The organism is Actinoplanes sp. GCM10030250, from assembly GCF_042666575.1.
Classification (GTDB): domain Bacteria; phylum Actinomycetota; class Actinomycetes; order Mycobacteriales; family Micromonosporaceae; genus Actinoplanes.
The window spans coordinates 140,452-153,725 of the sequence record NZ_JBHTDO010000008.1; the positions used below are offsets into that span (position 1 = coordinate 140,452).

10 protein-coding genes and 1 tRNA gene are annotated in these 13,274 nt (G+C 71.3%); 6 read left to right on the forward strand and 5 right to left on the reverse strand.

Translation table 11 applies throughout. The annotated features are described in order from the left end of the window. Complete coding sequence (locus ACFQV6_RS13760; RefSeq protein WP_378027830.1) at positions 1 to 609, reverse strand: DUF998 domain-containing protein; 609 nt, start codon at positions 607 to 609, stop codon at positions 1 to 3. A gap of 114 nt (positions 610 to 723) precedes the next feature. On the opposite strand from ACFQV6_RS13760, the gene ACFQV6_RS13765 reads away from it, so the two are divergent. From ACFQV6_RS13765 to ACFQV6_RS13780, 4 genes are all read left to right on the forward strand, one after another. Beyond that, a tRNA-Sec gene (locus ACFQV6_RS13765) sits at positions 724 to 819 on the forward strand. A 31-nt stretch (positions 820 to 850) separates the two neighbouring features. Further along, positions 851 to 2,191: an L-seryl-tRNA(Sec) selenium transferase gene (gene selA, locus ACFQV6_RS13770; RefSeq protein WP_378027831.1), complete on the forward strand. Its 1,341-nt coding sequence runs from the start codon at positions 851 to 853 to the stop codon at positions 2,189 to 2,191. Between the two features lies 1 nt (position 2,192). Beyond that, on the forward strand, positions 2,193 to 3,941 hold the full coding sequence (gene selB, locus ACFQV6_RS13775; RefSeq protein WP_378027832.1) for a selenocysteine-specific translation elongation factor: 1,749 nt from the start codon (positions 2,193 to 2,195) through the stop codon (positions 3,939 to 3,941). Positions 3,942 to 4,214: 273 nt separating this feature from the next. Then, a complete protein-coding gene (locus ACFQV6_RS13780; protein WP_378027833.1) occupies positions 4,215 to 6,101 on the forward strand; it encodes an acyl-CoA dehydrogenase family protein in 1,887 nt (628 codons plus the stop codon). A 41-nt stretch (positions 6,102 to 6,142) separates the two neighbouring features. Here ACFQV6_RS13780 and ACFQV6_RS13785 read toward each other — a convergent pair whose 3' ends face one another. After that, positions 6,143 to 8,608: an NACHT domain-containing protein gene (locus ACFQV6_RS13785; protein WP_378027834.1), complete on the reverse strand. Its 2,466-nt coding sequence runs from the start codon at positions 8,606 to 8,608 to the stop codon at positions 6,143 to 6,145. Positions 8,609 to 8,678: 70 nt separating this feature from the next. Next, on the reverse strand, positions 8,679 to 9,134 hold the full coding sequence (locus ACFQV6_RS13790) for a hypothetical protein (protein WP_378027835.1): 456 nt from the start codon (positions 9,132 to 9,134) through the stop codon (positions 8,679 to 8,681). Between the two features lie 188 nt (positions 9,135 to 9,322). On the opposite strand from ACFQV6_RS13790, the gene uppS reads away from it, so the two are divergent. Continuing rightward, positions 9,323 to 10,090 carry a polyprenyl diphosphate synthase gene (gene uppS / locus ACFQV6_RS13795; RefSeq protein ID WP_378027836.1) on the forward strand — a complete coding sequence of 256 codons (768 nt, stop codon included), beginning with the start codon at positions 9,323 to 9,325 and terminating at the stop codon, positions 10,088 to 10,090. Between the two features lie 4 nt (positions 10,091 to 10,094). Here uppS and ACFQV6_RS13800 read toward each other — a convergent pair whose 3' ends face one another. Continuing rightward, positions 10,095 to 11,222 carry an oxygenase MpaB family protein gene (locus ACFQV6_RS13800; RefSeq protein ID WP_378027837.1) on the reverse strand — a complete coding sequence of 376 codons (1,128 nt, stop codon included), beginning with the start codon at positions 11,220 to 11,222 and terminating at the stop codon, positions 10,095 to 10,097. Between the two features lie 29 nt (positions 11,223 to 11,251). On the opposite strand from ACFQV6_RS13800, the gene ACFQV6_RS13805 reads away from it, so the two are divergent. After that, positions 11,252 to 12,433 (forward strand): cytochrome P450, encoded by a 1,182-nt coding sequence (locus ACFQV6_RS13805; protein WP_378027838.1) that lies wholly within the window; start codon positions 11,252 to 11,254, stop codon positions 12,431 to 12,433. 18 nt (positions 12,434 to 12,451) lie between these two features. Here ACFQV6_RS13805 and ACFQV6_RS13810 read toward each other — a convergent pair whose 3' ends face one another. Then, entirely contained in the window at positions 12,452 to 13,213 is a 762-nt protein-coding gene (locus tag ACFQV6_RS13810; protein WP_378027907.1) for a TetR/AcrR family transcriptional regulator, read from the reverse strand. Between the last annotated feature and the right edge of the window lie 61 nt (positions 13,214 to 13,274).

Here is a 13,274-nt window from a genome sequence, read left to right on the forward strand (position 1 = left end):
TCAGTTTCCCTTCGGGCCGGCGGCGCGGTAGTGGGCGAAGATCACGGTCAGCCAGCCGGACGCGAGGATCACAGCGCCGGTGAAGCCGAGCAGGCCCCAGGCACTGCCGGCCGAGGCGGCCATGGCCACAAAACCGATCAAGAACACAACACCGATGATGTACGAGGAAAGCGCCAAGCCCCGGCGATCCTCCTCCCGCAGACGGCGCCCGAGCAGCAGGCACGCCGCCACCAGGCTGAGGAAGCCGATGCCGCCGAGCGCGAAGTGCAGGGTGCCGTGGGAGCTGATCGGCACCACCTCGGGCGTACCGGCGGGGAATCCACGGCCCGGGTCGGCGGCGAAGAAGCCCGACCCGACCATGCCCAGCCCGTAGATCGCCAGCAGCACGGCCGGTGTCCCACTCCGGATCTTTTGATGCAGGCCCACCGCCCCGGCGGCGACAAGAAGGCCCGAGACGATCAGGTTGAGGCTGTGGATCCACCCGAAGTCGCCGTTGGCCAGCATGCTCCAGGCGTGCCGGGTGGGGTCGAAACCGTCCCGGACCAGGATCTCCAGCAGCGACACGACGACGTAGAGCGGTCCGGCGACCATACCGGCGAGCAACAGCATGACTGTCTCCCTTGAGTTCCTCGAGTGCCTTTCAGCAAGAGCTCGAACGGGAACCGCCCGGATCGACATCACCGCCGAAGTTTCTTGTCGGGGGGATCGGATAACGTGATCCACGGAGGCGTTCAGGAAGCTGGTGCTCCTCGCGGTCTTCAACACCGTTGTGACGCGGTATCCGGGTCAGGCGGGTTCGATTCCCGTCCGCCTCCGCCAGCTATTCCGCCCGAGCCGGGAAGGTGGGACTGTGGATCCGCGGCGGCGCGTTCCCCGTACCGATGCGGTGCTCGAAGATCCACGACTGGTGGCCGCTGCCGACCGCCTGGGCCGCGCACCCGTCAAGGCCGCGGTGGTTGCCGCGCAGCAGCGCGTGCGGGCCGGTGAGCTCGAGCCCGCGGCCGTCGCTGACGCTGCCGTCGCGGCACTCCCGGCGACTGCGGGCGGCCTGCGCCGGGTCCTCAACGCGACGGGCGTCGTCCTGCACACCAACCTGGGCCGCGCGGCGCTGTCCCCGGCCGCCGTCGACGCCGTCGTCGCAGCCAGCGGCCCCACCGACGTCGAGCTCGACCTCGCCACCGGCCGCCGGGCCCGGCGCGGCCGCGACGCGATGGCCGCCCTCGCGGCTGCCGTGCCCGATGCCGGCGCGGTGCACGTGGTCAACAACGGCGCGGCGGCGCTGGTGCTGGTCGCGACGGTGCTCGCGGCCGGGCGGGAGATCGTGGTCAGCCGCGGCGAGATGGTGGAGATCGGCGACGGGTTCCGCCTGCCGGACCTGTTGCAGTCGACAGGTGCGCGGCTGCGCGAGGTGGGCACGACGAACCGCACGTCGGTGACCGATTATGCCCAGGTGGTCGGGCCGCAGACCGGGTTCGTCCTCAAGGTGCACCCGTCCAACTTCGTGGTGCGCGGCTTCACCAGCGAGGCGGGGATCGGTGAGCTGACCGGCCTGGGCGTGCCGGTCGTCGCGGACATCGGGTCCGGCCTGCTGGCGCCCGATCCGCTGCTGCCCTCCGAGCCCGACGCCGCCGGCACCCTGCGCGCGGGTGCTGATCTGGTCGTGGCGAGCGGGGACAAGCTGCTCGGCGGGCCGCAGGCGGGACTGCTGCTGGGTGATGCCGGCCTGGTGGAGCGGTTGCGGCGGCATCCGCTGGCCCGGGCGTTGCGGGTGGACAAATTGACGCTCGCCGCCCTGCAGGCGACCCTCGCCGGGCCGGTGACGCCGACCTGGCAGGCGCTGCGGTGGGATCCGGGTGCGCTGCGCGAGCGGACGGAGCGGTTGCGCGCGCTCCTCGCCACCGGCGGCGTGGAGGCCGAGCTGGCGGCTTCGGCAGCGGTGGTGGGTGGCGGTGGGGCGCCCGAGCTGGAGCTGGCGTCCTGGTCGTTGTCGCTCCCTGAAGGGTATGCGGAGACGCTCCGCCGCGGTTCTCCTCCCGTGGTCGGCAGGGTCGAGCGCGGACGGCTGCTGCTCGATCTGCGCTGTGTCCCTCCCGCTTCCGACACCGAGTTGGCGCGGGCGGTGATCGCGGCAGCTTCCCTCGGTCCCACGTCACCCCCTTCCGCCTCGCCGACTTCGGCTTTCGAGGGCTGACATGCACGTCGTCGCGACCGCCGGGCATGTTGATCACGGGAAGTCGACGCTGGTCCGGGCGCTGACCGGGATGGAACCGGACCGCTGGGCCGAGGAACGCCGCCGCGGCATGACCATCGACCTCGGGTTCGCCTGGACGAGCCTGGAGTCCGGTGCCACCGTCGCCTTCGTGGACGTTCCCGGCCACGAACGCTTCGTGCCCAACATGCTCGCCGGCATCGGCCCGGTGCCCGCCGCGATGATCGTGGTCGCCGCCGACGAGGGCTGGATGCCGCAGTCCGCCGAGCACCTGGCCGCCCTGCACGCCCTCGACGTGCGGCACGGGCTCCTCGTGGTCACCCGCTCCGATCTGGCCGGCCCCGGACCGGCCCTCGCCGCCGCCACCGCCGAGATCGCCGCGACGTCGCTGGGCAGCGTGGAATCGGTCGCCGTCAGCGGCACCACCGGCGCCGGCCTCGACCATCTGCGGGCGGCCCTCGACCGCCTGGTGCACGGCCTGCCACCACCGGAAACCGATGCGGCCGTCCGTCTCTGGATCGACCGATCCTTCACCATCAGGGGCGCGGGCACCGTTGTCACCGGCACGCTGGGTGCGGGATTTTTGCGTACGGGGGACGAGCTCGAACTCACCGGCTCCCCCTCACCCGTCCGGATCCGCGGCCTCCACAGCCTCGGCGAACCGGCGGCACAGGTCGACGCCGTCGCCCGGGTGGCCGTCAACCTGCGCGGCCTCGACCGGGACGCCGTCACCCGTGGCGCCGCCCTCCTCACACCCGGCCGGTTCCACTCCACCGGCCTCATCGACGTACGGGTCCACGGCGACCCGGCGGCCGGCCTTCCCCGCACCATCACCCTGCACATCGGATCGGCAGCGGTGCCGGCCCGGGTCCGCCCGCTCGGCCCCGACACCGCCCGCCTGCGCCTGTCCCGCCCGCTACCGCTGCACATCGGCGACCGCGCCCTGCTCCGCGACCCCGGCCTGCACCGCGTTACCGGCGGCGTCACCGTCCTCGACGTGTCCCCACCCGCCCTGACGCGCCGCGGATCAGCCGCCGCCCGGGCCGCGGACCTGGCCGCCATGACCGGCCTACCATCCCTCCCCGCCGAACTCCACCGCCGCCACCTCATCCGCCGCGACGAGTTGCAGCGCATGGGCGTACCGGACGAGGGCACCCCCGTGGCCGGCCCCTGGCTCGCCGACCCGTCCTACTGGTCGTCCCTGCGCCAGCGCCTGGCCGACGAGGTGTCCCGGCACGCCGCCGCCCATCCGCTCGAACCCGGCATCCCCCTCGAGGCCCTCCGCCACCTCCTCGGCCTGCCCGACCGCGCCCTGGTCGAAGCCCTGATCCACCCACCCCTGGCGATCCGCTCCGGCCGGGTCACCGCGGGCACCCCCGGCGTGCCGCCCGAGCTGGAGTCCGCCGTACTCGAAGCCTTCGACGGCCCCCCGTTCCAGGCCCCCGAGACCCACCGCCTCACCGAGCTGAACCTGGGCCCCCGCCAGATCGCCGCCGCCGTCCGCGCCGGCCTGGCCCTCCAGATCGCCCCCAACGTGCTGCTCCCGGTCGACACCCCGTCCCGCGCGGTGGACGTGCTGGCCCGCCTACCACAACCGTTCACCCTGAGCGAGGCCCGCCAGGCCCTCGACACCACCCGCCGGGTCGCCGTCCCCCTCCTCGAACTCCTCGACCGCACCGGCGCCACCCACCGCCTCCCCGACAACCGCCGCCTCATCCCCCCACCCTCGTAAACCCCGCGCAGCTGGTCGTGGGTGCTGCTTCAACCGGCGCGAGGCGGCCCTGGGAGCCAGCTGCGGGGCTCGGCTGGTCGTGGGTGCTGCTTCAACCGGCGCGAGGCAGCACTGGCAACCAGCTTGTCGGGCGGCGGGAGGGCTTCGACCGTACGGAAAAAGGAAGGGTGAGTGAAACGCCTGGGCCGCGGCAGGCGAAAATGTTCACGCGGGGCTACCGTTCGGTAACAGTCGTGGGTAGCGTGGCGGGCAAACCGGTCAAGGGGGCGTGCCATGACCACGACGCATCGCAAGAGTGCGGATGTCTCGGAGAAGCAGGCGCGGCAGACAGCCGAGGCCGCTCGTGAATCCGAGTGGCGGCAGCCGAGTTTCGGCAAGGAGCTGTTCCTGGGGCGGTTCCGGCTGGATCTGATCGATCCGCGGCCCGATGCCGAGCCGGAGCCGGCGTTCCTCGCCGACCTGGCCGCCTACCTGCGCACCGTCGACGGCGCGGCGATCGAGCGGGACGCCCGCATCCCGGACGAGGTGTTCCAGGGACTGGCGCGGCTCGGCGCGTTCGGCATGAAGATCGACAAGGAGTACGGCGGTCTCGGCCTCTCCAACCTGCACTACTGCAAGGCCCTGACGATGGTCGGCTCGGTGAACGCCGCCCTCGGCGCGCTGCTCTCCGCGCACCAGTCGATCGGCGTGCCGCAGCCGCTCAAATCGTTCGGCAGTCCCGAGCAGAAGAAGAAGTTCCTGCCGCGCCTCGCCGCCGGTGAGGTGTCCGCCTTCCTGCTCACCGAGCCCGACGTCGGCTCCGACCCGGCCCGCCTGGGCACGGTCGCCGAGCCGGTCGACGGCGGGTACCGGCTCAACGGCGTCAAGCTGTGGGCGACGAACGGCACGGTGGCGACGCTGCTGGTGGTGATGGCGCGGGTCCCGGAGAAGGGGATCACCGCGTTCGTGGTGGAGGCCGACAGCGAGGGGATCACTGTCGAGCGGCGCAACGAGTTCCTCGGGCTGCGCGGCCTGGAGAACAGCGTGACCCGCTTCCACGACGTGTTCGTACCCGCCGAGAACGTGATCGGCAGCGCCGGCAAGGGCCTTCGCATCGCGCTGACCACCCTGAACACCGGCCGGCTGTCCCTGCCCGCGATGTGCGTCGCCGCCGGCAAGCGCTCGCTGGCGATTGTCCGCGAATGGTCAGCGGAGCGCGTGCAGTGGGGCCGCCCGGTCGGCGAGCACGAGGCGGTCGCCAAGAAGATCGCGTTCATCGCGGCGACGACGTACGCGATGGAGTCCACCCTCGACCTCTGCTGCCTGATCGCCGACGACGAGCGCAACGACATCCGGATCGAGGCCGCGCTGATCAAGCTGTTCGCCAGCGAGATGGCCTGCAAGGTCGCCGACGAGCTGATCCAGATCCGCGGCGGCCGCGGCTACGAGACCGCCGACTCGCTGCGCGCCCGCGGCGAGCGCCCGTCCGAGGCCGAGCAGATCCTCCGCGACCTGCGCATCAACCGGATCTTCGAGGGCAGCACCGAGATCATGCACCTGCTGATCGCCCGCGAGGCGGTCGACGCCCACCTGTCGGTCGCCGGCGACATCATCGACCCCGACGCCGGCCTGGGACGCAAGGCCCGCGCCGGTGCCCGAGCGGGTGCCTTCTACGCACGCTGGCTGCCCACCCTGGCGGTGGGTCAAGGCCAAAATCCCGCGGGGTACGGCGAATACGGCCCCCTCTCCTCCCACCTCCGCTATGTGGAACGCGCGTCACGCCGGCTGGCCCGGTCCACCTTCTACGCGATGTCCCGCTGGCAGGGAAGACTCGAACGCAAGCAGGGCTTCCTGGGCCGCGTCGTCGACATCGGGGCGGAACTGTTCGCGATGTCGGCGGTCTGCGTGCGAGCCCGTACGGAACCGGAGGGCGCCCAGCTCGCGGACCTGTTCTGCCGGCAGTCGCGGCTGCGGGCGGAGGAGCTGTTCCGCGGCCTGTGGGACAACACCGACTCCATCGATGTGCGGGCGGCGAAAGCGGTGCTCGGCGGGCGGTACGGGTTCCTGGAAGAAGGCGTGATCCACCCGCCGGCCAGCGCTGACGAGGCGTGGGTGGCGGCTTGGGCACCGGGCCCGGCAACCGTCGACGACGTGCGCCGCCGCATCCCGCCCGCCGGGTGACGAGTCGGTCAGAGCTGCGGTAAGCAACCGCGGCCGGGGCGTCACCGTGATTCCTGTACCGGCCGGCTCGCCGCTGGGAGGAGGTGTTCACGGATGACCTCGTGGCGGAACTCGTAGCCGCGGCCGAGGCGTTTCAGCAGGCCGCGGTTCTCGGCGTCGTCGAGGAAGCTGAGCAGGTCGCGAGGCAAGGTCTTCTCCCTGCTCAGCAGGATCCGGATGCTGTGCTGCCGGAGCCAGGCCGAGCCGCCACCGCGCAGCGCCAGTGCGATGCAGACCGCCAGCAGCAGGGTGACCATCAGATACATCAACTGGTTGCGGTTCGCGTCGGGCCGGAGCAGCCGGACGATCAGTGTCAGCGAGTAGGACGTGAGAAGTGTCCCGGCCGGGCGTGCGAGCAACCGGTCCCGTGCACCGGCCCGGGCCGCCGCCCAGCCCAGCGACGTCAGGACCACGACGAGCACCAGGTTGCCGAGCCACGCCGGGATTCGCAGTGGGGTCAGGGCGGTGAGCAGTACGAAGTCCAGCAAGGGGCCCGCCGGGAGTGCGATCAGCACCAGCAGGGCGAGCAGTACCGGCCGGCATCGGCGAGTGATCCGCGCGAGGTGCCAGTTCACCCTGGCCGGCCACGTGGCGTGCCTGCTCGGACGCGGATGGTCCTGCGTCACCCAGCCGGTCCGCTTCGGTGCGAACAGCACCGCGAGCCCCGACACCACGCCACCCACGAGGGCGCCGTAGGTCAGGATGATGACGGCGCTGTCGGCCCCGACGAGCCAGGCCCTCGAAACGAACCCGTTGACGGCTGCGTTGACTCCGACGATCACCAGAGCGAAGGCGGCGACGCCTGCCAGGGCGAACATCCACACGCGCCCCGCGTTCCGGCGTGACACCCGCAGCGCGCTGTCCGGTGCCGCCTCTTCGCTGCCGCCGGTCGTCACGAGACCACGCCCCATCACCAGCGCGGCCGCGAGCAGAACGAACGCGGGCCCGCTTCCGAACGTCACCGGCTTCCACAGGGCGAGACCCACGAAGACGGCAACCACGCCTCCCACGGTCACGGCGGCCAAGCCCTGGAACCACTCCAGGGCCCGCGACCAGCTCCACTCGAGGCGCTGGCCGACCGGGTGGGCGCGCCGGCAGATCCCGTCGACGACCAGCCCGGCGATCAGGCCCATGAGAAGCGCGAAGACGTACGTCCCGGTGATCCAGGGCGGAATGAAGGAGGTCAGGGTGCCAACGGTGACGACCGTGCCGGTGACGCACCCCGCGAGAATGGGTAGCCCGCGGTCCAGCCGCGACCGGTTCGCGGTGCTGCGGAAGACCGTGGAGTCGAGCTCGTCGGGGACGAACAGGGCGCCGTGCGGTTTCGGCAGTCCGGCCAGTGCCGCGAGCCAGCCGCGCAGCTGCGGGTCCCGAAATCGGGGCCGGCCGGCGCGATTCTCCACCTGCCGCTGGCCGAACAGCTTGTCCACGTAACTGGTGACGATCTCGTCGGCCGTCATGACCGGCGCCGCCTGTCCCGGGTGGTCGACAGCCACCTCCAAGGCCAGCTGGAGGAACAGCGGGGTGCGGAGCAGGCCACGGGCCACCGGGTCTTCGCGGTACGCGGTGAGCAGCGCTTTCGTCCCGGGCTGCGCGGCCAGCCGTTCCTCGGCCTGCGCGCCGGTCAGCGGTTCGATCAGAATGGCACCGAGAAGGCGAAGAGGGCTCTGCGGGTCGTAGTCGTCGATGCGGCACGTGACCACCAGCGGCGGCGGGCCACCGGACAGGTCGGTGAAGTTGTTGATCTCCTGTACGCACTCGGCCCGCAGGCCCCCGGCCACCTCGTCGAGCCCGTCCAGCATGGGGAGCACCATGCCGTGCGAGACGAGAACGCGGGCCACCTTGCGGTCGATGTTGTAGATCGAGGACAGCTCACCGGCCATCCATTGCCCGAACGGGCGGCGGTTGTCCGTCCACCGGGAGAGGCGGAGGATCACCGGCACACGTTTGCCGCGGATCAGAATCCGTCCGTCCGGACCGGGCCCGGTGATGGCGAGCCACAGGTGTCTCGCGAGCAGCGTCAGGGCTGTGGTCTTGCCGGCGCCGACGCCGCCGACGATCAGCAGCCGTCGTGAGGCGGCGGCGAACCTGGACTCCAGCGTGGTGTCTGGCGGGAGGGGACCGCCGGCCCGCTCCGACCGGACCCGGTCAGCGTTGCGGACCAGCGACGGCGAGTCCGTGAGCGTGAACGGCAGCGGGCCCGGCCCGGTCGAGTCGGCCAGGACGGCGAAGTCCTCGCGTTCCAGGGCCGCGGACAGGAGCTGCAGCTGCTCCTCGGCCCTGCGCCGTTCGTCCGGAGTGAGCCGGCTCGGATCACCGGCGCGCCCGCGACCCAGGCGAACCCTGATGGTCTTCGTGAAGGTGTTCCAGACCCGGTTACCGTCGCCGACGACCAGCCCCTGGCTGTTTCGTGCGTCGATGTGGTGCACCGGGCGTTCAGCGGCTTCGTCGCTGTCGTCGTGCGGCATTCGACCCTCCCCACCAGACACACGAATCCGTGGCCTGATGGGTTCGACGAAATCGCCGGGCGAGGGACGACTAAGCGGCGCAGGCTGCCTGGAGGTCCTTGACCGCGGCGTTCAGGCCCGCCTTGCTCGGGGCCTTGTCCGGGTTCTTGTTCCAGGCCTCGTCGAGCTTGGACATCTCGTCGCCGACTTTCTCGGCGGCCGCGCCGACCTCGTTGTTGGCGCCGATCGAGCCGGCGGCGATCGCGGCGGAGCCGGCGATGTACTGGGTGGAGACGGCGATGTAGCCCGCGGGCCCGCCGATCTTCTCTGCCGAGGCCACCTCCTTGGCGTTGCTCTTGATGTCCTTCAGGAGCTGTCCGCAGGCCTTCTTGGTGGCGGCGTCCATGGCGGCGACGGTGCTGGTGGGCTCCGCGCTGGGCGCCGCGGGCGCGGAGGCCGCCGACGCCGGTGCGGCCGGTGTGGCCGGTGCGGCGGTGCCGGTGTCGGAGGTGGCGGAATCACAGCCGGTCAGGGCGGCGAGAGCCACGATGGATGAAACGATTACCCCGTAAGTGCGACGCACGGTATTCCTCACGCTCTATGACAGTTGCGAGCGGAAGCTACCAGATCATCCGCGTCCGCCGGCAACCCGTTTGAATCCCGCGACGTGAAGGTTCGGTGAGGATTGTGTGCAGGCCAGGCGCCGAAAGGGTTGCGGCTGCTTGGATCCCGGGCATGAACCCGGCCTACTCGTTGTACATGCGGCGGCTCAAGCGGCAGCTCGCCGGCGCCGATCTGCCACGGCACATCGCGATGGTGATGGACGGCAACCGGCGGTGGGCGAGGCAGCGGGGGTACGAGGACGCGCGCATCGGCCACCGGTACGGCGCCGAGCATCTCGACGAGGTGCTGGGCTGGTGTACGGAGATGGGCGTCGGGCACGTGACGGTGTTCCTGGCCTCGGTGGACAACGTGACGAAGCGGGACGCCGGTGAGGTCGGCAACCTGATGCGCATGATCGAAGAGGTGGTCGCGGCCCGGCTGCGGCGGCCGGGGAGCCGCTGGCAGGTGCACCTGGCGGGACGGCTGGACGTGCTTCCGGACTCGACCCGGCACGCGCTGAAGCTGGCCGAGGAGGAGACCCGGGACAACGGCGGGGCGTTCCACCTGACCATCGCCATCGGTTACGACGGACGGGACGAGATCGTCGAGGCGATCCGCTCGCTGCTCGACGAGGCGGACCGGGACGGGCTCAGCGTCGCCGAGGTGGCCGGCCGGATCTCCGCGGACGAGGTGGCGCGGCATCTCTACACGAGTGGGCAGCCCGATCCGGACCTGGTGATCCGCACCAGCGGGGAGCGGCGGATGTCCGGTTTCCTGCTGTGGCAGGCGGCGTACTCTGAACTGCATTTCTGTGATGTCTACTGGCCGGGATTCCGGAAGGTCGACTTCCTGCGGGCGCTGCGGTCCTATGCGGAGCGGCATCGCCGGTTCGGCGCCTGAGGGCTCACAGCTCCCGGCCCCAGCGTGCGAACTGATCGTGGGCCTGGCGCTCGCTGCGGGCGAGGAGCCTGGCCCGGCCCCCGGGGAGGCGGCCGAGGCCGTGGCTGACCAGCAGGTTGGCCGCCACGCGGGCGAGGCCGTACCAGCCGGGGCGGTACGGCAGGCCCAGATCGCGCATGGCCGCGCGGCCGAGAAGCCAGGTGCTGACCGAAAGTGCACGCTCGCGCTCGTAGCCGCGGCGCCAGCCGGTGAGGACGTCGTCGGTCATCGTGATCAGGGCGCGGGCGAGGGCGACGCTGTTCGCGTCCGGCGGTGGATCGTGGGAGAGGAAGTGGTAGAGCAGGCGGCGGCCCCGGCGCTCGGTGTGCGGCAGCCACTGTTCGTCGACGCCCATGAGCCAGCCGATGTAGGACCAGAGGTGCATGACCGCGCGGGAGTCGGAGCGGCTGACACGGACGCCGAGCAGGCGAAGGTGCAGCAGGAAGCTGGTGCTGAAGACGCCGAGGGTGCTGGCCTGGTCGTACTGGTTGATCGGCAGCCCGCGGCCGGCGATGTCCCACGACGGTTCCAGGCGGGCGTTGACGAGGGCGTGCATCGCGCGGACGTGCAGCGTCAGGCGGAAGCCCTCGGCGCCGGGTTCCAGGCCGCCGGGAGCCGTCACGGCGCGCCACCACAGCGACGTCTCCTGGATCCGGCGCAGGGTTTCGCCGCCGGCCAGACGACCGGTTCTGACCAGTGGTTCGAGGGCGGCGGCGGTGCGGTAGCCGCCGAGCAGGGAGCCGTACGCGAGGACCAGGCCGGCGTCCATCCCGAAGGCGCGGCAGGCTTGCGCACCCTGCGACAACAACTGGTCGTCGACCCAGGCGGGGCGTCGGGTGACGGCGGCGTAGAAGGCACGGACCGGCTCGGGGTGGTCGCCGGACGGGCCGGCGGCGAGAGCACGATGCAGGTCCCGGGGTTCGACGGCCCGGATCAGTGCGGCTGCCAGCTCGTCGCGGCGCATCAGGCCGTCGCGCAGCGCCGCCAGATCGGCGGGGGACGGCCGCGCGTCCGGGCCGGCCACCCACCGCAGCGGGCGGGCGGCGCGCTCGGCCCAGGCCCGGTCGGCGGCGAACCTCGCGGGCACGGTCATCCCTCGACAATAGAGGGCATGATGGTCTGATGGATTTCGAGAGCGCGCTCGGATCGCTGTTTCAGCCGGCGGGTCGCGACGATCCCTATCCCGCCTATGACGTGCTCCGGGAGCACGCTCCGATGTTCCCGGCGATCGACGGGCGCTGGTTCGTGACGACCCACGCGCTGACCAGCCGGCTGCTGCGGGAGCCGAGCCTGCGCGTCTCGGACGCGAACGACTACGACGGCTTCTGGCCGGACTGGCGGGAGAACCGCGGCGTCGCCTCGATCGTGCTCTCCATGCTCCAGAACAATCCGCCGGACCACACCCGGGTGCGCCGGGCGGCCGCCGCCACCTTCACCGCCCGCCGGGTCGCCGGGATGCGCGACGTGATCACCGCTCAGGCCCAGGACCTGATCAAGGAGATGCCGGCGAGAGCCGACTTCATGACCGCGTTTGCCTACCCGCTGCCGATCGGCGTGATCTGCGCGCTGCTGGGCGTGCCCGAAACGGATCGGCCCTGGTTCCGGTCCCGCGCGGCCGACCTGACCGTCGTGCTGGAGCCGATCAGCACCGACGAGGAGATGCGGCTCGCCGACGTGGCCGGCCGCGAGCTCGAGGACTACTTCATCGGCCTGATCGCGGAGCGGCAGCGCACCCCGCAGGAGGACCTGACCAGCGCCCTCGCCGCCGCCGGGTCGGGCCTGACCGGCGCGGAGCTGCTGGCCAACCTGGTGCTGCTGCTGGTGGCTGGTTTCGAGACCACCACCAACCTGCTCGGCACCGGCCTCAAGATCGTTCTGGACCACCCCGAGCAGGCTGATCGGTTGCGGTCTGATCCGGGGCTCGCGCCCGCGTTCGTCGAGGAGATGCTCCGATACGACTCACCGGTGCAACTGACATCGCGGTTCGCCACCACGGCGCTGGAGGTCGAGGGGATCGAGCTGCCCGCCGGCGCCGCGCTGAACCTGCTGCTCGGCGCCGCCAACCGGGACCCGTCACGCTATGCCGACCCGCACCGCTTCGACCCCGACCGGCAGGGGATCCAGCCGGTCTCGTTCGGCGGCGGCGCCCACTACTGCCTCGGCGCGCCGCTGGCCAGGCTCGAGGCGCAGGTGGCCTTCCCGCTGCTGCTCACCATGCTCCCGGAGCTGGCACTGGCCGGCGCCCCGGAACGTCGCGATCGCCTCGTCCTGCGCGGCTATTCAGCCCTGCCGATCTCGCATTGAGGCGAGCTCAGGACGAGCTCAGGGCGAGCTCTGCCGGTCTCGCATCAGTACGTCGATGCCGTCCAGCAGGCGGTCCAGGCCGAACCGGAACGACCGCTGCGGATCGCCGAGCGCGTTGTACTCCACGCTCGCGGCGGTGCCGACCCGCCCCGAGATCGGATAGGCCTCAGCCGGCATCACCCGCTCCAGCACCGGAGCGTTGATCGCCCACCACTCCGCGTCCGACATCCCGGACTCCTCGGCGGTCCGGCGCGTCTTGATCGACGTCCGGGCCGCCCCGGCGGTGAAGTCGCTGATCAGCGTCACCACCTGGTCCATCTCGACGTCGGGCAGCCCGGCACCCTCGATCGCCGCGAGCTGCCACTCGTAGCGGTCGGAGCCGTTCGGCCCGATCCACGGCCGGCTGTTCTCCACCTGCAGCAGCCACGGATGCCGGTGGAACTCGTCCCACAGCTGCCCGGCGACGCGGGTGAGCCTCTGCCGTACGCCGCCCTCGTGCGGTGACATGTCCTGCTCACCCGCCACCTCGTCGACCATCAATCCGATCAGTTCGGAGCGGCCCGGCACATACGTGTAGATCGACATCAGTTTGAGCCCGAGCCGGTCGGCGACCTTGCGCATCGAGAAGGCGGGCAGTCCCTCCTCGTCGGCCACCGCGATCGCGGCCCGGATCACCTCGTCGACGCTGACCCGCTGTTTCGGCCCGCGGGTGCCCTGGGGCGTGCCGAGGGTGCGCCGCCAGAGCAGTTGCAAAGTGCGATCGACGTCCATGTGCAAAATCTACCCCGTGAGGTGTACGGTGTTGCCCGCTACAATTTCCGTAAGGTATACGGAGTTAGGA

Excerpts from the sequence above, each read along its gene's own strand:
- ACFQV6_RS13760 (WP_378027830.1), bottom strand. The coding sequence starts at position 609 with ATGCTGTTGCTCGCCGGTATGGTCGCCGGACCGCTCTACGTCGTCGTG.
- selB (WP_378027832.1), top strand. The coding sequence starts at position 2,193 with ATGCACGTCGTCGCGACCGCCGGGCATGTTGATCACGGGAAGTCGACG.
- ACFQV6_RS13780 (WP_378027833.1), top strand. The coding sequence starts at position 4,215 with ATGACCACGACGCATCGCAAGAGTGCGGATGTCTCGGAGAAGCAGGCG.
- ACFQV6_RS13785 (WP_378027834.1), bottom strand. The coding sequence starts at position 8,608 with ATGCCGCACGACGACAGCGACGAAGCCGCTGAACGCCCGGTGCACCAC.
- uppS (WP_378027836.1), top strand. The coding sequence starts at position 9,323 with ATGAACCCGGCCTACTCGTTGTACATGCGGCGGCTCAAGCGGCAGCTC.
- ACFQV6_RS13800 (WP_378027837.1), bottom strand. The coding sequence starts at position 11,222 with ATGACCGTGCCCGCGAGGTTCGCCGCCGACCGGGCCTGGGCCGAGCGC.
- ACFQV6_RS13805 (WP_378027838.1), top strand. The coding sequence starts at position 11,252 with ATGGATTTCGAGAGCGCGCTCGGATCGCTGTTTCAGCCGGCGGGTCGC.